Consider the following 18,094-nt stretch of genomic DNA (forward strand, 5'->3'; position numbering starts at 1 on the left):
GCAGGTCGAAGTAACGATGCGCCACCGCCGCCATGTTCGGCCCTCTCCTGGGCCCCGGCCTTCGCCGGGGAAGCGCGAAGAGAGGAAACCGCCGCCACCTAAAATGACCCGCGAAAGAAAAAGCGCCTCCACCAACCGCCGTGCGCAACCGATCGCTTGGCAACGGCAGCGCACTGGAGGATAGGCGAGCCATGAAAACCTCCCCCGTCCGCAGCCTGTTCGCCACGCCGTTCTACGACGGCAAATTGAAGGACGCGGCGCTGGTGGCCGAGCTCGACCGGTCGTGCCGGATGCTCGCGGAGGACGATCGCGCGGGGCGGACCTGGTCCAAGGCGCACGGCTATCGCGGCTACACCTCCTACGCCTCGCTCAACGACTTGCCGATGCGCGACCCCGCGTTCGGCGATCTCGTCAAACTGCTCAACAAACACGTCGCGAAGTTCGCCGAGGCGTGCGCGTTCGATCTGCAAGGCGGCAAGCTCAAGCTCGACAGCCTGTGGGTCAATGTAATGAAGCCGGGCGGCACGCATTCGGGGCACGTCCATCCGCACAGCGTGATTTCGGGGACGGTCTATATCGCGGTGCCGGACGGCGCGGGCGCTTTGAAACTCGAGGATCCACGCTTGCCGATGATGATGGCCGCCCCGCCGCGCCAGCCCGATGCGCGCGAGGACCAGCGGACGTTCGTCTATGTCGAGCCCGAGGCGGGCAGCGTCTTCCTGTGGGAAAGCTGGCTGCGTCACGAAGTCGCGCCGGGGACGGCCAAGGCCGAGCGGATCAGCATCAGCTTCAACTATCGCTGGTGACGGTTGGCGGAGCGGCTTTACCGTCTCCGCCCCCTTCCCGACACACTGGCATTCCGCCGCGCAACGGCCTATCGCCCACGCTTCACATCATAACGCGCTTCAAGGACCATCATGGGATTTCGCTGTGGGATCGTCGGGCTGCCGAATGTCGGCAAGTCGACGCTGTTCAATGCGCTGACGCAGACCGCGGCGGCGCAGGCCGCCAATTACCCGTTCTGCACGATCGAGCCCAACGTCGGCAACGTCGGCGTGCCCGACGACCGGCTGTCCAAACTGGCGGCGGTCGCGGGATCGGCCAAGATCATCGAGACGCAGCTTGGCTTCGTCGACATTGCCGGGCTGGTGCGCGGCGCATCCAAGGGCGAGGGCCTTGGCAACCAGTTCCTCGGCAACATCCGCGAAGTCGACGCGATCGTCCACGTGCTGCGCTGCTTCGAGGATGACGACGTCACCCATGTCGAGGGCAAGGTCGACCCGATCGCCGACGCGGAGACGGTCGAGACCGAGTTGATGCTGTCCGACTTGGAAAGCCTCGAAAAGCGCGTCCCCAACCTCGCCAAGAAAGCGACGCAGGGCGACAAGGAAGCCAAGATCGGTGCCGCCGTGCTCGGCCAGGCGCTCGAACTGCTCCGCGAAGGCAAGCCCGCGCGGCTGACCGTCCCCAAGGATGAGGACGAAGCCCGCGTGTTCGCACAGGCGCAGTTGCTCACCGCCAAGCCGGTCCTCTACGTCTGCAACGTCGAGGAGGCGAGCGCCGCCGAGGGCAACAGCCAGTCCGCGCGCGTGTTCGAAAAGGCCAAGGCCGAGGGGGCGCAGGCGGTCGTCGTCTCCGCCGCGATCGAGGCCGAGATCGCAACGATGGACGCCGCGGAACGCGGCGAATTCCTGTCGGAACTGGGGCTGGAGGAAACCGGCCTCGCGCGCGTCATTCGCGCCGGATACAAATTGCTCTCGCTGCTGACCTTCTTCACGGTCGGTCCCAAGGAAGCGCGTGCCTGGACGGTCCATGCCGGGGCCAAGGCCCCGCAGGCCGCGGGCGAAATCCATACCGATTTCGAGCGCGGCTTCATCCGCGCCGAGACGATCGCCTATGACGACTATATCGCGCTGGGCGGCGAAACCGGTGCGCGCGACGCGGGCAAGCTGCGCCAGGAGGGCAAGGAATATGTCGTCCACGACGGCGACGTGCTCAATTTCCGCTTCAACGTGTGATGTTGCTGGGCGAGCGGCGCGCGCGTAATAGTGCGTGCGTGTTCGCCCGGATGATCCTTGCGCTGTTGCTCGCCGCCTTCGCCTTTCCGGCGATGGCGAACGGGCCGTGCCATGATTCCGCTGCGATGATGCCCGGGATGACGATGTCAGCGATGGCCGCGCCGATGGCGCACCGCCAGAATGCACAGCACGACCGATCCGATCAGCCGCGCGGCATGGCGGCGCATGTCTGCATCGGCTGCATCCCCCCGGCGATGATCGCGCCGCGTCCGGTATCGACGCCCTTTACGTATGCGCCCGTGCGCCGCGCGATCGCCGTGACGGCGTTTGCCGCGGGTCGCAGCGCGCCGCCGATCCTGCCCCCTCCGCGACCGACGGTCTGACTCAAGCGGCGCATTTGCGCGCCGCGCAGACCTGATCGATCCGCGAAGGACTTACGATGAACCGACCCCTGTTGGTCACGGCATGCGCCGTGGCCGCGTTGCTGCCGTCCGTTGCACGCGCGCAACATGTGATGATGCCCGGCATGAAGATGGATACGCCGAAGGCAAAGGCGAAACCCGCCCACGCGCGTCCTTTGGCGCGAGCGAAACCCGCCCCTTCCCCTTCTTCTTCGCCTTCCCCGGCGAAGGCCGGGGCTCAGTCGCGCAGCGTCGATCCGCATGCGCAGCACACAATGCCCATGGACGCCACGACTGGGCCCCGGCCTGCGCCGGGGAAGCAGGACTTGAGTACATCTGCTCCCCCCGCCCCTTCTACTCCCCCTCCTCCTGCTACTTCCCCTTCCCCGGCGGAGGCCGGGGGTCAGTCGCGCAGCCTCGATCCCCACGCGCAGCACACAATGCCCATGGACGCCACGACTGGGCCCCGACCTGCGCCGGGGAAGCAGGGCGGGGCAACTGCGCCGACTCACATGATGTCGGACATGGGCATGGCCATGCCGGGTACCCCCGCCACGCCGCAAGCCCCCCACGCCGGACACAACATGGCGGGCATGACAATGCTCCCCTTCGACGGTGCATACGGCGAAGGCTCGGGCACGTCGCGCAACCCCGGTAATGCCGGACAAATGCTCGGCGAGCACCTCATGCTCGGGCAGTGGGGCGTGATGCTCCACGGCTATCTGTGGGGCACCTATACCAACCAGGGCGGCCCGCGCGGCGCCAACATGGCGTTCGTCGAATCGATGGCGATGCTGTCGGGCACGCGCGATCTGGGAACCGGCGCGCGGCTTCAGCTCCGCACGATGATGAGCCTCGAACCGCTGATCGGCAAAGCCGGCTACCCCAATCTGTTCGCGACCGGCGAGACCGCCGACGGCGTCAATCCGTTGATCGACCGCCAGCACCCGCACGACCTGTTCATGGAATTGTCCGCGCGCGTCGACGTCGACGCCGGCAAGGGCAGCGCGTTCCTTTATGGCGGCCCGGTCGCCGAACCCGCGCTCGGTCCCTCTGCCTTCATGCACCGCGCGTCTGCCACCTACGAGCCGATGGCCCCGATCACGCACCACTGGTTCGACAGCACGCACATTGCGTACGGCGTCGTCACCGCGGGCTATGCCGCCCCCCGCTGGCAAGTCGAGGCATCGGCGTTCCGCGGGCGCGAACCCGACCAGTATCGCTGGGCAATCGAACGCCCGTCGCTCGATTCTTGGAGCGTCCGCGCGACCTGGACGCCCTCCCCCGCCTGGGCGGTGCAAGCGAGCCACGGGCAACTCAAGAGCCCCGAACAGCTCGAAGCGTTCCGCAACGAAGCCCGCACCACCGCAAGCGTGCAATATGCGCACGGCGGGGTGGCCACACTGCTCGCCTATTCGGCCAAGCACAAATTGCCGGGCCGGGTGCTGAGCGCGTGGCTGGCGGAGGTAAACTGGGGCATCAATCGCCACGACACGCTGTTTGCGCGCGGCGAGAGCGTCGCCAACGACGAACTCTTCCCCGATCCGACAAGCCCGCTCCACGACGCGAAGTTCCGTGTCGGCAAGCTGGAGGGCGGCTACGCCTACCGGCTGCCGCTGGCCGGGCCGTTCGATCTGGCGCTTGGTGGGGCGGTCGGCGTTTATGCAAAACCCAAGGCACTGGATCAGGCTTACGGCACGTTCCCGGTGAGTTTCAGCCTGTTTGCCAAGGTGTCGCTGGCGCGATGAGTTCGGCCTTCGTTCGCGCCGCAAGAATGTCATTGTCGTGACGCAGTTTTCGCGCAAGGGCGGAGTCATGCGTTGGACCACCCGGATTCTCGCCGCTGCGCTGTGCGCCGCTCTGCAAGCCTGCGTCACCGCGCCCGTCAATGCGCCCAGGCGGGATGCGATGGCGGCGGTGGAAACGCCGCGCGCACCGGTCACGATCCTGATCTCGATCGACGGTTTCCGCCCGGACTATCGCAACCGCGGCGTGACGCCCAATCTTGATGCGCTTGCAGACGGCGGGATCAGCGCAGCGATGCGGCCGTCCTTCCCCTCGGTCACTTTCCCCAACCATTATGCGATCGTCACGGGCCTGCGCCCGGATCGCAACGGGATCGTCGGCAACCGCATGGAGGACCAGCGTCGCCCGGGCGAGGTCTTCACGATGCAGAGCGATGATCCGTTCTGGTGGACCGAGGCCGAGCCGATCTGGGTGACCGCAGAGAAGGCAGGCATTCGTAGCGCGACGATGTTCTGGCCGGGCTCCAACGTCGACTGGAACGGCATCCGCCCCGATGATTGGCAGCAATACGCCCATGCCATCGATGCGCGTCAGCGGGTCGACTCGATCATCGACTGGTTGCGCCGCCCAGCGGCGACACGGCCCAGATTCCTGACGCTCTATTTCGACGCGGTCGATAGCGCCGGACACAAATACGGCCCTGACGATGCCCATGTCACCACCGCGGTCCGCGACGTGGACACCGCGATCGGTCGCCTGCGCGCGGAACTGTCCCATCTGGGGCAACCCGCCAATCTAGTGATCGTCGCCGACCACGGGATGGCCCCGATCAGTCCGGCCCGTGTCGTGCGGATCGACAAGATGCTCCCGCCCGATGCGTTCCACGCCGTTACCGACGGTCCCTATGTCGGGCTGGACCCGGCAGCTGGGCGTGATGCGGAGGTGGCGCGTGCCCTCCTTGCCCCCCACGACCACCTGCAATGCTGGCGCAAGGGCGCGGTGCCGGAGCGTTTCCATTACGGGAAGAATGCGCGGGTCCCCGCTTTCGTATGCCTTGCCGAAACGGGCTGGCTCGCGCTGACCAAGGACGCGCCGATCGATCACCCGGTATCCGGCGGTACGCACGGCTTCGACCCCACCTCACCCGAGATGGCTGCGCTGTTCATCGCAAACGGCCCCGCGATTCGGCCGCGCGGCGCAATCCCGGCATTCGACAATGTCGATGTGACGCCGCTGCTGCGCGACTTGCTGGGCCTTCCGGCGGACGCGAAGCTGGACGGGGACGACGCGCCGTTCCGGGAAGTAGTGGCGCGCTGATTTCCGGAAAACATACCGGCCGGGGCCAGGCGAACTTGTCGCTTGCACTCGTGTCGCGGCCATCCGACACTCGCGCCATGCAGTATTTCGAAGACATCGTACCAGGGACCAAACAAGCGTTCGGTACGTACCCCGTCACGCGCGAGGAGGTGATGGCGTTCGCAAAAGCCTATGACCCGCAGCCCTTCCACCTCTCCGACGAGGCCGCTGCCGCCACGCATTTTGGTCGGCTATCCGCCAGTGGCTGGCATACCTGCGCAATGACGATGGCGATGGTCGTCGCCAATCTGGAGGCGAACCAGCAAGCCGGGCTGGGTTCCCCCGGGATCGACGCATTGCACTGGCTGAAGCCGGTCTATCCGGGCGACACGCTGCGCTGCGAGACCGAGATTCTGGACAAGCGCGCGTCCCGCAGCCGACCGGAAATGGGGAGCTATCGCAGCCAGATGACCGTGCTCAACCAAGACGATGTCGTGGTCATGACGTTCGTGTCGACCGGGCTGATCCGGACTCGCCCGATCGACTGACCCGCCTCAGCGCGGGCGGCCGCCACCCGAACGGCCGCCGCCCTGACGCCGCCCGCTGCTGCTATATCCGCCCGGACGTCCACCGGGGCGGGCACCGATGCTCCCGCGTCCGCCACGCGGAACCCCGAAGCTCCCACGATCCCCGCCGCGAACGCCGTAGCTGCCGCGGAAGCCGCCACCCGGACGACCGCGCACGCCGTAATCGCGCCACATCGGGCGGATCTCACGGCGCGCGCTGCGCCATCCCTGTGCGCGGCCCTGCCAGTATCCGCGTTGCTGCGCGTTCCAGCGATACCGACGATTGGACCGGTCGAACACGTAATAGCCGGTACCCGGATAGTAGAAGTTGTTGTTCCAGCCCCAATAGGGATCGCCGGCATAGCCACCGTAATAGGGGTCCCACGCCGCATTGGCGTAGCCGGCCCCGATCCCGACACCGCCGTATCCGCCACCATAGCCATAACCGTCAGCGCAGGCACCAAGCCCCAGCGTCGCCGTCAATGCGGCGACGGCAAAGGCCAGCTTCTTCAAGGGACAAGGTATCGAGATCGACATGGCGGGGCTCCAATGGTGGCCCGGCGCAGGTCGAGCGTGTCACCCTATAACCGTTTGCGACACTACCCGTTCCGCCCGCGCGCTCAGTGCCCGGGGAAGGCGATCAGCGAATCGACCGCGATCCCGTCTGCGCGCAGTGCGTCCGCACCGCCAAGATCGGGCAAGTCGACGAGGAACTGCGCCTGTTCCACCACCGCTCCCGCCTTGCGCAGCAGCCGCACAGCGGCGCGCGCGGTCCCGCCCGTCGCGATCAGATCGTCGACCAGCAACACGCGTTTGCCGGGCGCGCAGGCGTCCTCGTGCATTGCAATCCGGTCGGTGCCATATTCGAGCGCATAATCCTCAGCGATTGTCACGCCGGGCAGCTTGCCGTCCTTGCGGATCAGCAAGACACCGGCGTTGAGCGGTGCTGCAAGCGCAGCCGCGAAGATGAACCCGCGTGCCTCGATCCCCGCGACCAGATCGACCGGCCCGATCGTCGCTGCCGCCATCCGCGCGATGCTTTCGGCGAAACCATGCGGGTCGAGCAACAGCGTCGTGATGTCGCGAAACTGGATCCCGGGCTTGGGAAAGTCCGAAATGGTGCGGATCAGGGCCTTCAGATCATCGTTCACAGCGGACTTCCCTCGTCGGTCCGGCAAACGCCGGGGGGTGCCTCCTACCCACAAGCGGGATCGCATTCACGCAAAAAGAGGCGGCCCGGGCACTGGCCCGGACCGCCTCCGATATTGGATGACGCCACGCCGCAGCAGCGGCAGGGCGGATACTCAGTGCTTCAGGTCGCGCCAGATGTTCTGGTACGCGCCATAAGCGAGCGCCGAGAAGAACAGCAGGAACAACACCACCGCGATCCCCGCGCCATGTCGTTGCGGCAGATTGGGTTCGGCGGCCCATGCTAGGAACGCGCTGACGTCCTTGGCATTCTGGTCGACGGTCGAGGTGGTCCCGTCGAGATAGGTGACCTGTCCGTCCTGCGTCAGCGGGGGCGGCATCGCGATGTTGAGGTTCGCGAAATACGGGTTGAAGTAGAGCCCGTCCGGCGTCTTCGCGTCGGGGAACTTCTTGAGCAGCTCGGCGGGCTGGTCGGCATAACCGGTCAGCAGCGAATAAGTATAGGCCGTGCCGTCATGCCGCGCCTTGGTGATCAGCGACAGGTCTGGCGGGTTGCCGAGGCCGGGGTAATAGACCGTCGGGAACTTGTCGGCGGGCGTGTTGGGCCGCTCGACCTTGTCGCCGCTCTTGGGATCGATATCCACCGCCTTGACCGCCCAGTCCGCCGCGAACTTCTTCACCTGCCCAGCCGAATAGCCGAGCTGGGTCAAATCACGGAACGCGACATGCTTGAGCGAATGGCAGTTGGCGCAGACTTCCTTGTAGACCTGCAGCCCGCGCTGGAGCTGGCGCTGGTCGTAGGTTCCAAAGAAGCCGTTCGACGCGAGCGACAGTTCCTTGGGATGCTTGTGGAATTCCTCGGTCGCGGTGGGGGCGACGGGGTCGGTGATGAGCCCCGAGATCGAGCTGAACAGAGCCAGCCCGAGGACGAAGACGAAGGCAGCCCCGACGGCCCATGAAATGTAGCGGATCATGCTCGAATTGCCCCTTATTCGGCCGGAACCGGGCTACCGCTGACCGCGGTGTGCGCCGGACTTGTGCCACCCTTGCCCGCCAGCACCGCCTCGGTGATCGAGCCCGGCAACGGAAGCGGCCGCTCCATTCGTGCGACGATCGGCAGGATGATCAGGAAGTGCGCGAAGTAATAGGCCGCGCAGATCTGGCTGAGGATGACGTATACCGGCTCCGCGGGCGACCCGCCGCAATAGCCGAGGATCAGCACATCAGCGACGAGCACCCAGAAGAACGTCCGGTATACCGGACGGTAGTTGGACGAGCGCACCGGCGAACTATCGAGCCACGGCAGGAAGAACAGCAGCAGGATCGACCCGAACATCGCGAGCACCCCCCACAGCTTGGCCGGAAGGATGAAGTCGACCGTGAACGCACGCAGGATCGCGTAGAACGGCCAGAAATACCATTCGGGCACGATGTGTGCCGGCGTCTGCAACGGGTTGGCCGGAACGTAATTGTCCGGGTGGCCGAGATAGTTGGGCGCAAAGAAGATCAGGCAGGCGAAGATCAGCAGGAAGATGCCGAGCCCGAAGCCGTCCTTCGCGGTGTAATAGGGATGGAACGGCACCGTGTCCTGCTCACCCTTGACGTCCACGCCGGTCGGGTTGTTCGACCCCGGAATGTGCAGCGCCCAGATGTGCATGATGATGACACCCGCGATCACGAACGGCAGCAGGTAATGCAGCGAGAAGAAGCGGTTGAGCGCGGCATCGTCCGGCGCGTATCCACCGAGCAGCCAGATCCGGATCGTCTCGCCGACCACGGGGATCGCCGAGAAGAAGCCGGTGATGACCTGCGCGCCCCAGAAGCTCATCTGCCCCCAGGGGAGCACATAGCCCATGAACGCGGTCGCCATCATCAGCAGGAAGATGGTCACGCCAAGCAGCCAGATCATCTCGCGCGGGGCCTTGTACGACCCGTAATAAAGCCCGCGGAAGATGTGGATGTAGACGACGATGAAGAACATCGACGCGCCGTTGGCGTGCGCATAACGCAGGAACCAGCCCGCGTTGACGTCGCGCATGATGTGCTCGACCGAATCGAACGCGACCCCGCCGTTCGCCGCATAATGCATGGCGAGGACGATGCCGGTGATGATCTGGATGCCGAGCGCGGCACCCGCGAGCACCCCGAAGTTCCAGAAATAATTGAGGTTGCGCGGCACGGGATAGCCCGCGCCGACCGCGCCATAGACGAGGCGCGGGAGCGGCAGTCGCTCGTCGATCCACTTGGTGAACCCGCTTTGCGGTGCGTAATGCTTGGCCCAGGGAAAACTCATCGTTCTATCCTCAACCCACCGTGACCGTTGTCGGCGTCGTGAATGCATATTCCGGAACCGCCAGATTGGTCGGCGCCGGGCCTTTGCGGATGCGCGCAGCGGTGTCGTATTGCGACCCGTGGCACGGGCAGAAATAGCCGCCGTACTGGCCGCGATTCTCGCTTGCGACGATGCCCTGCGGAATGCAGCCGAGATGCGTGCACACGCCGAGCGTGATCAGCCAGTTCTTCTTGCCCTTGGTCCGCTGCTCGAGCGTCTCGGGGTCGCGCAGTTCGGACAGCGCCACCTTGTCGGCGGCGGCAATCTCGGCAGGCGTGAGGTTGCGGACGAACAAAGGCTGTTTGCGGAACGAGGTGACGATGCCGGACCCCGCCTCGATCTTCGAGAGATCCACCTCGGTCGTCGACAGGGCTAGCACGTCGGCGGAGGGGTTCATCTGGTTGATCAGCGGGACGATCGCGACCACGCCACCGACACCGGCGGCGGCGACTGCCGCGATATTGAGAAAGTCGCGACGGCGCGGCGCTGTCTCGTCGAATGGAGTGGGATCTTCCCCAATTGGCACGGCGGAATCGACTGTTGCCATTGAATAGCCCTTGTACCTCTGCCCTTCGCCCATCTGCTACGTGGCGACGGTCGTTCGTTCATATTGGGAAGAGCGGACACGAATGTGCCCGTCTGCCAGTCGCCCCCGCACCGTAGTTGGGGACGGTTCATGTTAGACGGCGTAACGACATTTTGCCAACAGCAATTCGTGCGTGGTAGCGGGCTGTCGATGCGTATCGCCCTTTACCAACCCGATATCGCCGGCAACGTCGGCGCCATTCTCCGTCTCGGCGCGTGCCTCGGCGTTCCCGTCGATGTGATCGAGCCGACCGGTTTCACCTGGAGCGACAAGGCGCTCGCACGGTCCGGAATGGACTATGCGGATACCGTCGACGTGACCCGGCATGCCGACTGGGATGCGTTCCTGCCGACCGTGACGGGCCGGCTGGTGTTGTTGACGACCCGCGGCGGGACTCGGCTCGACGCCGCGACCTTCGCGGCCGATGATACGCTGCTGCTCGGATCCGAGGGCAGCGGCGTCCCCGACAGCATCCATGCGCTCGCCGATGTCGCGGTGCGAATCCCGCTTGCGGCGGGGATGCGGTCGCTCAACATCGCGGTGGCGGCGGGAATCGGGGTCGCGGAGGCGCTGCGACAGACCGGCGGCTGGCCACACGACCCGTGATCCGACATTCCCTCAGGATCCGTCATTCCCGCGTAGGCGGGAATCCATTATCGCAGCGGCTGCAAGCGGCAAGGCAGGTCAGCCAGTATGGATCCCCGCCTCCGCGGGGATGACGGAATAGGGGATGATGGAATGGGGGATGACCGAATGCAGGAACGATAAAAGCGGGACGTAGCCCCCTAAGCACCTTTACCAATGGTTCACCCCGCGCACCGTGACGAGTAGAGCCCCTCCCCATCACAACAGGACAGCTAAGCCGTGGACATTGCACTCGACCCCGAACAGGCCCGCGCTCGCACATGGTTCGAGCTGTTACGCGACCAGATCTGCGCTGAATTCGTCGCGATCGAGCGCGAAGCAGGTTCGGATGCGGACTTCGAGTACACGCCGTGGGACCGCACCGATCCCGATGGCTCGCCCGGCGGCGGCGGCGTACGCGGGGTAATGAAGGGCAAGGTGTTCGAGAAGGTCGGCGTCAACGTCTCCACGGTCGGCGGTACGTTCGAGGGCGATTTCGCCAAGTCGATCCACGGCGCGGCGGAAAACCCGAGTTTTTTCGCAACCGGGATCAGCCTGGTGGCACACATGGCCAATCCGCATGTGCCCGCCGTCCACATGAACACGCGCTTCCTCGTCACGACCAAGCGCTGGTTCGGCGGCGGCGCGGATCTCAACCCGCCATTGCCCTATGCTGAGGATACCGACGAGTTCCACGACGTGCTGAAGGCCGCGTGCGACCCGCACGGTGCTGATTATTACGATCGCTACGCCAAATGGGCGGACGAGTATTTCTACATCCCGCATCGCAAAGTTCATCGCGGCGTGGGCGGCATCTTCTGCGATCACCTCGAGGGCGACTTCGACGCGAACTTCGCGTTCATCCAGGATATCGGGCGCGCGTTCCTCGACGTTTACCCACGAATCGTACGGCGGCGCATGAACCTGCCGTTCACCGCCGCCGACACCGCCCAGATGCTCGAGTGGCGTGGGCGCTACGCCGAGTTTAACCTCGTCTATGACCGGGGCACGCTGTTCGGGCTCAAGACGGGGGGCAATATCGATGCGATCCTGATGAGCCTGCCGCCGCTCGCGACATGGTCCTGAACACGGTCGGCATCGCATGGCGTTGATTCCGGTTCGCGAGAATGAGGTCGCTGCGGTGGTCACGACGCTGGAAATGCGTCGGCGCCCGCCGCTGCGACCGCTTCCTGCAGCACCGCTGCGGCTGGTGCGCTGGCATCAGCCCGACGCGGACAAATATCGCGCGCTGTTCCGCCGCGTCGGCGCGCCGTGGCTGTGGTTCTCGCGGCTGGTGATCGACGAAGCCGCGCTACTGAAGATCATCCACGATCCCGCCGTCCAGGTCTTTGCCGCGATCGATTCCGCCGGGATCGAGGTCGGGTTCCTCGAACTCGACTTCCGGCAAAACGCCGCGTGCGAAATCTGCTACTTCGCGTTGATTCCGGAACTCGCTGGTCGTGGGCTGGGACGGTGGCTGATGGCGGAGGCACTCACCCGCGGCTGGGGCAAGGACATCAAGCGCGTCTGGCTACACACATGCTCGCTCGATCATCCGTCTGCGCTCAACTTCTACCGCAAACAGGGGTTCGAGCCGATCCGTCGGACAGTCGAGACCTTCGTCGACCCGCGCCTCAGCGGTCACCTGCCCCCCGACAGCGCGCCTCACATTCCCTTGTTGAGCCGCCGATAGAGCGCAACCTGGATCAGCAAGGTCGTGACCATTCCGATCGTCACGCCTGCCGCCGCCCCCACCTGAAGAATCGCGGCGACAACGGGGTTTGCGAGCGGTGCCCCGGCCAATGCCGCGCCGATGCTGCGGAACGGCAGCGCCAGGATGTCGCCCATCAACACCGTGATGCACGCAAGCCCCATCAGGATCAGCCCGTGACCGCGCGTCAGCCGGAAGCTCTGGGTAAAGGCGGCGATCACCCCCATCGAGGGTTTGCCGATCAGCAACGGCAGGGCGAGCAGCAACCGCCCCTGCAAGTACAACCCGGGCAGGAACAGCAGCAGCGTGCCCAGGCTGACCGGGAACGACATCAGCAGCGACAGCAGCACGACGCGCGGCAACAGCGCCAGCGCCTGCAGCAACGCGCCTTGCGCGGTCGGGCGGTCACGGTCGAGATACAGGAACAGCACGGTTGCACTGCCGAACAGCAGGATGATCGACAGGGCGATGACCGGCAAGCTGTACACTTGCGACCACGCCTGAACGGCGGCCAGCCAGGCGCTCGTTTCCTCGGCATTGCTTGGCAGCGCGGGCGGCCTCGCCACGAACATCGCGAGCGCGATCTGCGGTACGAACAGCAGCAGCCCGCACACCCCGATCAACACATCGCGATCGCGCTTCGCCATCGCCCAGGCGTCGCGCAGGACGCCCGCGATATCGAGTCTTGCCAGTGCCTGTTTCATGCGCCCTCGACGATCGCGGCAAACGGGCCCGACGCATCCTTTGCGTCGCGCAATGCCAGATACAGTTTTGCCAGAAACGCGAACGCCAGCACCGAGAACAGCGTCGAGACGATCGCCACCACGCACGCCGTCAGGATTGCCGACAACGACATCAGTCCGACGCCCCCGATCAGGATGCCGAACACCGCACCCGCCACCATCCGCGCGGCCAGTCCGGCGATCTGCGACACGATCAGATACAGCAGGATCACGCCCATGATCTTGAGCGCGCTTCCGCGGGTCAGGCGAAACGCGCGGGCGAACACCCCCAGCCCGCGATGTTCGTTGATCAGCGTGGGGTAGATCACCGACAGGCGCGCAACGATCCACAACAGCACCGGCAGCAGCACGAGCGAATAGAGGCTCGCAAACAGCACGATCGGCGCGCTGACGGTTTCGAGCGACGGTTGCACCGTCGTCTGCCCCGTCATCTGCGCCATCGGAATACCGCTCATAGCGAAACCGATCATCGCAGGGAGGAAAAGCGCGAACACCGCGACCAGGGCGATGGCGTTGACGGCAACCACGGGAAGGAAGCGACGGTTGGCGGTTCGGACCGCCCCGCTCCGGCCTGCGGCCGGGTCGATCGCGAGCGCAGTCACCGCGACCGCGCCCCAGTTGCTCGCCAGCGACAGGATCACGACCAGAATGCCCGCGACCGAACTACCCGTCAGCCCGATCGCGCCGACGAGCGGCATGAGATTCCCGATCAGCGCGATCGGGACGAACATGCCCAACAGCACGATCGGCGTCAGCGGCGCGAGATTGTCGCCGACGAACTCGGTCGTCCGGTCCCATACCGTACTCATCGTCGCCGTCACATGTGGTCTCCCCGTCTGTCGACCCATAAGGGACGCCTGCCCCGAAAAGCGCATTGGCGCGCTGTTAGCGCAACGCCGGACAGCTTGCCAATGACTTGCACCTGCGGCGCGACTGGAGCAATCGAGCATGGGTGGACCATCTTCCCGACGACATCGAATGGCGCATCGCCCCCGCCCCCGTTCCCTATGCGGAAGCACTCGCCGAAATGGAGGCGCGCGCGGCAGCGGTCGCCGAGGGCCAAGCGCGCGAATTGATCTGGCTGCTCGAACATCCCCCCGTCTACACCGGCGGAACCAGCGCGGACCCCGCCGACCTGCGCGATCCGCAGTTTCCCGTGATCGGCACGGGACGCGGCGGGCAGTATACCTACCACGGCCCCGGCCAGCGCATCGGCTATGTCGTCCTCGACCTTACCCGGCGCGGGCGCGATGTGCGCCAGTTCGTCTACGCGCTCGAAGGGTGGGTGATCGATACGTTGGGGAATCTGGGGATCACCGCGTTCCGCGCGCCGGGGCGGATCGGGATCTGGACGACGGTGCCCGATCCGGTCTTTCCGCAAGGCACGACCGAGGCCAAGATCGGTGCGATCGGGGTGCGCGTGCGCCGCTGGGTGACGCTCCACGGTTTTTCGGTCAATCTCTCGCCCGACCTGTCCCATTTTGCGGGAATCGTCCCCTGCGGCATTGCCGACTTTGGCGTGACCAGCGCGGAAGCACTTGATACGCCGATCGATTTTGCAACCTTTGATGCCGCCCTGGCGTTGCGACTTCCAGCCTTCCTAGAAACTCATTCTTTGGGGCGGCAAAACTAGGCTTGAGGGCCAGACGTATTACGACTAATGTCCACCACGGTTTGGGTATTAAAGGTCTCGAGACCTGCCAATCCATCTATCTAGGGAGCTTTCCAATGCGTGCATTCATTTCCAAGGTCGCTGCTGGTTCGATGATCGCTGTTGCAGCGATCGCGATTTCGGCTTGCACTCCGAAGACCGAGACGACGACGACCGACAACACGATGGTCACCGACCTGAACTCGACCGACACGATGGCAACGTCGACCAACGACACGATGACGTCGACCGACGGCGCGATGGCAAACGACGGTGGCATGATGGCGAACGACACCATGATGATGTCGAACACCACGACCACGACCACGAACGCGATGTAATCTTCCCTCACGGGAAACATCGTTGAAGGGGCCGCTCGGGAAACCGGGCGGCCCCTTTCGATTCGTGGCATGCGGGGCGTCGCCGGGCCGGATTTTTCTAATCGGGATCCAGGCGATTTCAGACTTGGTTTGCGACGGGCCGATCGGCTAAAAGAGTTGGGAAGCTCCGCGAAAAGCCGTAAGCGCTGCTGCGTGAATCGAGAGGGAACGAATGACTGTGTTGCGTATTTTCGCTGCGTTGACCGCCACTTGCGGCGTCGCGCTGGCAACTCCTGCTTCGGCGCAGTTCTTTTTCCAGTCGCATGACATGACGGCACCGCCCATCTCGGGCGATGAACCCGGCCAGCTCGCGCTGCCGGATGCGACACCTGCGGAAGTGCGCGCCAATCTGCTGTGGAACCTGCGCTCCGCCCTCAACGTCGCGGCGCTGCAATGCCAGTTCGAGCCGACGTTGCTCAACGTCGAAAACTACAATGTGATGATCAACAATCACAAGGACGAGCTCAAGACCGCGTTCGACACGCTGGTGAAGTACTTCAACCGCGTCAACAAGACACCCAAGGCCGGTCAGGCCGCGCTCGACCGGTTCGGCACGCGGACCTATTCGTCGTTCACCACGGTCGGCGCGCAATACGGCTTCTGCCAGACCGCGTCGCAGATCGCGACCAGCGCCGCTTATGCAAAGCGCGGCGAGCTGTACAAGGTGGCGATCGCCGACATGGGCACGCTCCGCAACTCGCTGACCCCCTGGGGTGAGCAGCGCTTTGCCCGCCGCCCCCGAATCGAGACGCGCGTTTCGGTCCCCCGGTTCGATGAGATGTGCTGGTCCAAGAACGGCGAGTGGGTTTCGCGGCGTTGCGGCGAGTTCAAGGCAACCTTGCGCTGACACGACCGCCTCAGTGCGGGATGCGGCGCAACGCCTGCATCCCGCACTGGACGCCTAGCGCAGGCCCAGGGTCTTGTGCGCCTGCAACGTCAGCCGCCACCGCGGCCGCGCCATGACAAGATCGATCGCCGCTGCATGGTTCGCAACCGCATCGACACTGTCGAGCGGCTGGATCAGATGGTGTGCAAAATCCCACCGCTCCAGGTCGGCGACGTCGCTCCCCGGCTGTGGCCATACCAGCTTCAGCTCGTCGCCCTGTCGCTGAACCACCACGCTGCCCGCCTTGGGGCTGATGCACACCCAGTCGATGCCGGGATGTGCGGCCAGCGTGCCGTTGCTCTCCATGGCGATCGTGAAGCCGGCGTGATGAAACGCCTCGACCAGCGCGTCGTCGATCTGGAGCATCGGTTCGCCACCGGTCAGAACGACGAACCGTTCGCTCAGACCCTCGCCCCAAAAGTCGACCGCCGCTGCCACCAATTGCGTCGCGTCGGCGAACCGGCCACCACCCGCACCATCGGTACCGATAAAATCGGTATCGCAAAACCGGCAGACCGCAGTAGCGCGGTCCTGTTCACGCCCCGACCACAGGTTGCACCCGGCAAAGCGCACGAACACCGCACGACGCCCCGCCTGCACACCCTCCCCCTGGAGCGTCAGGAACATCTCCTTGACCGCATAGCTCATGGCGTCAGACCGCGTAGCGCGTCGGATCGGGCAGGCCAGCATCCTCGAAGCCCTTCTTGCGCAGGCGACAACTGTCGCACGTTCCGCAGTGCAGCCCCTCGGGCGTGGGATCGTAACAGGACCAGCTCATCCCCGCATCGAGCCCGAGCGCCGCGCATTCGCGTACGATATCGGCCTTTGTCATGTGCTGGAGCGGCGCGTGGATCTTGAACGGCTCGCCTTCGACCCCCGCTTTGGTGGCGAGCTCGGCCAGCCCTTCGAAGGCCGCGATGAACTCTGGTCGGCAATCCGGATAGCCCGAGTAATCGAGCGCGTTCACCCCGATGAACAGGTCGCGCGCGCCCGCGGCCTCGGCCCAGCCAAGCGCAAGGCTGAGGAAGATCGTGTTGCGTGCCGGAACGTAGGTCACCGGAATACCCGGCAGCACGCCTTCCTTGGGAACGTCGATATCCGCCGTCAGCGCGGACCCGCCGAATGCCGACAGGTCGAGCGGCAGGACGATGTGCCGCTCCGCCCCCAGCGCCTTGGCAATCGTGCCGGCGGCATCGAGTTCGCAGCGGTGCCGTTGATTGTAATCCACCGAAAGCGCGAACAAGCGGTAGCCGTCAGCCTTCGCCCGTGCGGCGGATACCATCGAATCTAGCCCGCCCGATACCAGCACGACGGCTGCAGGGGCGACCTTTGGGGTCTTTTGATCTGTCATGATGCGCCGGTAGATAAGCGCCGTCCCCGCGACACGCAAGCACGCCGCCCTGGATGGCCGCTGCACAGAAAAATGGGCCGCCCGTAAGCGACCCAGGGGGTGCCCGAGTATGGGCAGATCAGGAGAAAGCTTTCCGTCTGGAATGCAGTCTTTGATCTACCCCTCAATGCGTAAATGAAACACTAACGATACCGCCGGATCAGTGCACGCGTGCGCCCGGCGTGCAGGCCCCGATGTATCGCGCCTCGAACGAATCCTCGAACGGCGCGCCGTTGATGATGCCCTGCGTATCGAGGTTGAAGGAACGCGGCGTAGCGACCTTCACGGTGGTCTGCCCGTGGCTTCCCTGACAGGTGTAGTGCACCGCGGTGGCGTTCGCGTCGTTGACCGTGACGGTGTGCTGGCATTGCGCGACATCATGTCCGTAATGGATCAACACACGCGGGTCCCGGATGCAGAGCGTGCGGGTTTCGGGATTGGTCCCGATTTCCTTCAACTGCCACTGCCCTCGTTCGACCCGTGCCAGCGCCACGAGCGCAGGATTCGCTGCCGCCGTCGCAAGCCCGCCGCCCAACACCAGGGCAATGCCGACTAGCGAAGCCCGCACCATGTTCCGATTCTTCATGATCATCCTAGACGTCCCCGCCGAACCTG

General features: G+C 65.0%; 22 protein-coding genes. 12 read left to right on the forward strand and 10 right to left on the reverse strand.

All coding sequences use genetic code 11. From position 1 onward, the window contains the following. Positions 1 to 191 precede the first annotated feature (191 nt). From AC3WJR_RS11030 to AC3WJR_RS11055, 6 genes are all read left to right on the forward strand, one after another. Entirely contained in the window at positions 192 to 806 is a 615-nt protein-coding gene (locus AC3WJR_RS11030; RefSeq protein ID WP_492724955.1) for a TIGR02466 family protein, read from the forward strand. A gap of 111 nt (positions 807 to 917) precedes the next feature. After that, positions 918 to 2,018 carry a redox-regulated ATPase YchF gene (gene ychF, locus AC3WJR_RS11035; RefSeq protein ID WP_492724957.1) on the forward strand — a complete coding sequence of 367 codons (1,101 nt, stop codon included), beginning with the start codon at positions 918 to 920 and terminating at the stop codon, positions 2,016 to 2,018. Positions 2,019 to 2,056: 38 nt separating this feature from the next. After that, positions 2,057 to 2,401 (forward strand): hypothetical protein, encoded by a 345-nt coding sequence (locus tag AC3WJR_RS11040; RefSeq protein ID WP_492724959.1) that lies wholly within the window; start codon positions 2,057 to 2,059, stop codon positions 2,399 to 2,401. Positions 2,402 to 2,949: 548 nt separating this feature from the next. Then, complete coding sequence (locus AC3WJR_RS11045; protein ID WP_492724961.1) at positions 2,950 to 4,167, forward strand: hypothetical protein; 1,218 nt, start codon at positions 2,950 to 2,952, stop codon at positions 4,165 to 4,167. 67 nt (positions 4,168 to 4,234) lie between these two features. Beyond that, positions 4,235 to 5,482 carry an alkaline phosphatase family protein gene (locus tag AC3WJR_RS11050; RefSeq protein WP_492724963.1) on the forward strand — a complete coding sequence of 416 codons (1,248 nt, stop codon included), beginning with the start codon at positions 4,235 to 4,237 and terminating at the stop codon, positions 5,480 to 5,482. A 77-nt stretch (positions 5,483 to 5,559) separates the two neighbouring features. Beyond that, positions 5,560 to 6,009, forward strand: a complete 450-nt coding sequence (locus tag AC3WJR_RS11055; RefSeq protein ID WP_492724965.1) for a MaoC family dehydratase — start codon at positions 5,560 to 5,562, stop codon at positions 6,007 to 6,009. A 6-nt stretch (positions 6,010 to 6,015) separates the two neighbouring features. Here AC3WJR_RS11055 and AC3WJR_RS11060 read toward each other — a convergent pair whose 3' ends face one another. The 5 genes from AC3WJR_RS11060 to petA all read right to left on the reverse strand — a co-directional run bounded on the left by AC3WJR_RS11060 (position 6,016) and on the right by petA (position 10,055). After that, the gene (locus AC3WJR_RS11060; RefSeq protein ID WP_492724967.1) at positions 6,016 to 6,540 is read right to left on the reverse strand and encodes a hypothetical protein; all 525 of its coding nucleotides are present in this window, start codon (positions 6,538 to 6,540) and stop codon (positions 6,016 to 6,018) included. Positions 6,541 to 6,647: 107 nt separating this feature from the next. After that, a complete protein-coding gene (locus AC3WJR_RS11065) occupies positions 6,648 to 7,178 on the reverse strand; it encodes an adenine phosphoribosyltransferase (protein WP_492724970.1) in 531 nt (176 codons plus the stop codon). Between the two features lie 153 nt (positions 7,179 to 7,331). Continuing rightward, entirely contained in the window at positions 7,332 to 8,150 is an 819-nt protein-coding gene (locus AC3WJR_RS11070) for a cytochrome c1 (RefSeq protein ID WP_492724972.1), read from the reverse strand. Between the two features lie 14 nt (positions 8,151 to 8,164). Continuing rightward, on the reverse strand, positions 8,165 to 9,469 hold the full coding sequence (locus tag AC3WJR_RS11075) for a cytochrome b (RefSeq protein ID WP_492724974.1): 1,305 nt from the start codon (positions 9,467 to 9,469) through the stop codon (positions 8,165 to 8,167). A 10-nt stretch (positions 9,470 to 9,479) separates the two neighbouring features. Next, on the reverse strand, positions 9,480 to 10,055 hold the full coding sequence (gene petA / locus AC3WJR_RS11080; protein ID WP_354281991.1) for a ubiquinol-cytochrome c reductase iron-sulfur subunit: 576 nt from the start codon (positions 10,053 to 10,055) through the stop codon (positions 9,480 to 9,482). 189 nt (positions 10,056 to 10,244) lie between these two features. On the opposite strand from petA, the gene AC3WJR_RS11085 reads away from it, so the two are divergent. The 3 genes from AC3WJR_RS11085 (at position 10,245) to AC3WJR_RS11095 (ending at position 12,411) form a co-directional block, all read left to right on the forward strand. After that, entirely contained in the window at positions 10,245 to 10,700 is a 456-nt protein-coding gene (locus tag AC3WJR_RS11085; RefSeq protein WP_354281990.1) for a tRNA (cytidine(34)-2'-O)-methyltransferase, read from the forward strand. Positions 10,701 to 10,958: 258 nt separating this feature from the next. Further along, positions 10,959 to 11,804 carry an oxygen-dependent coproporphyrinogen oxidase gene (hemF, locus tag AC3WJR_RS11090; RefSeq protein ID WP_354281989.1) on the forward strand — a complete coding sequence of 282 codons (846 nt, stop codon included), beginning with the start codon at positions 10,959 to 10,961 and terminating at the stop codon, positions 11,802 to 11,804. A gap of 16 nt (positions 11,805 to 11,820) precedes the next feature. Then, the gene (locus tag AC3WJR_RS11095; RefSeq protein ID WP_492724978.1) at positions 11,821 to 12,411 is read left to right on the forward strand and encodes a GNAT family N-acetyltransferase; all 591 of its coding nucleotides are present in this window, start codon (positions 11,821 to 11,823) and stop codon (positions 12,409 to 12,411) included. Here the strand turns inward: AC3WJR_RS11095 and AC3WJR_RS11100 are convergent. Together AC3WJR_RS11100 and AC3WJR_RS11105 are read right to left on the reverse strand one after the other, a co-directional pair. After that, a complete protein-coding gene (locus AC3WJR_RS11100; RefSeq protein ID WP_492724980.1) occupies positions 12,384 to 13,133 on the reverse strand; it encodes a hypothetical protein in 750 nt (249 codons plus the stop codon). The genes AC3WJR_RS11095 and AC3WJR_RS11100 overlap by 28 nt on opposite strands. Continuing rightward, positions 13,130 to 13,993, reverse strand: coding sequence for a hypothetical protein (locus tag AC3WJR_RS11105; protein WP_492724982.1), 864 nt, complete (start codon positions 13,991 to 13,993; stop codon positions 13,130 to 13,132). Before AC3WJR_RS11105 ends, AC3WJR_RS11100 begins: the two co-directional genes overlap by 4 nt. Positions 13,994 to 14,124: 131 nt before the next feature. On the opposite strand from AC3WJR_RS11105, the gene lipB reads away from it, so the two are divergent. From lipB to AC3WJR_RS11120, 3 genes are all read left to right on the forward strand, one after another. Beyond that, the gene (gene lipB, locus AC3WJR_RS11110) at positions 14,125 to 14,805 is read left to right on the forward strand and encodes a lipoyl(octanoyl) transferase LipB (protein ID WP_492724984.1); all 681 of its coding nucleotides are present in this window, start codon (positions 14,125 to 14,127) and stop codon (positions 14,803 to 14,805) included. Positions 14,806 to 14,900: 95 nt separating this feature from the next. Continuing rightward, entirely contained in the window at positions 14,901 to 15,164 is a 264-nt protein-coding gene (locus AC3WJR_RS11115; protein WP_354281984.1) for a hypothetical protein, read from the forward strand. Between the two features lie 211 nt (positions 15,165 to 15,375). Next, complete coding sequence (locus AC3WJR_RS11120; RefSeq protein ID WP_354281983.1) at positions 15,376 to 16,050, forward strand: hypothetical protein; 675 nt, start codon at positions 15,376 to 15,378, stop codon at positions 16,048 to 16,050. A gap of 54 nt (positions 16,051 to 16,104) precedes the next feature. Here AC3WJR_RS11120 and queE read toward each other — a convergent pair whose 3' ends face one another. The 3 genes from queE to AC3WJR_RS11135 all read right to left on the reverse strand — a co-directional run bounded on the left by queE (position 16,105) and on the right by AC3WJR_RS11135 (position 18,065). After that, on the reverse strand, positions 16,105 to 16,737 hold the full coding sequence (gene queE / locus AC3WJR_RS11125) for a 7-carboxy-7-deazaguanine synthase (protein WP_492724987.1): 633 nt from the start codon (positions 16,735 to 16,737) through the stop codon (positions 16,105 to 16,107). 4 nt (positions 16,738 to 16,741) lie between these two features. Next, positions 16,742 to 17,440, reverse strand: a complete 699-nt coding sequence (queC, locus tag AC3WJR_RS11130; protein WP_492724989.1) for a 7-cyano-7-deazaguanine synthase QueC — start codon at positions 17,438 to 17,440, stop codon at positions 16,742 to 16,744. Between the two features lie 199 nt (positions 17,441 to 17,639). Further along, positions 17,640 to 18,065 carry a DUF3617 domain-containing protein gene (locus AC3WJR_RS11135; RefSeq protein ID WP_492724991.1) on the reverse strand — a complete coding sequence of 142 codons (426 nt, stop codon included), beginning with the start codon at positions 18,063 to 18,065 and terminating at the stop codon, positions 17,640 to 17,642. Positions 18,066 to 18,094 lie beyond the last annotated feature (29 nt).

It is taken from the genome of Sphingomonas sp. FW306-05-A (assembly GCF_058782275.1).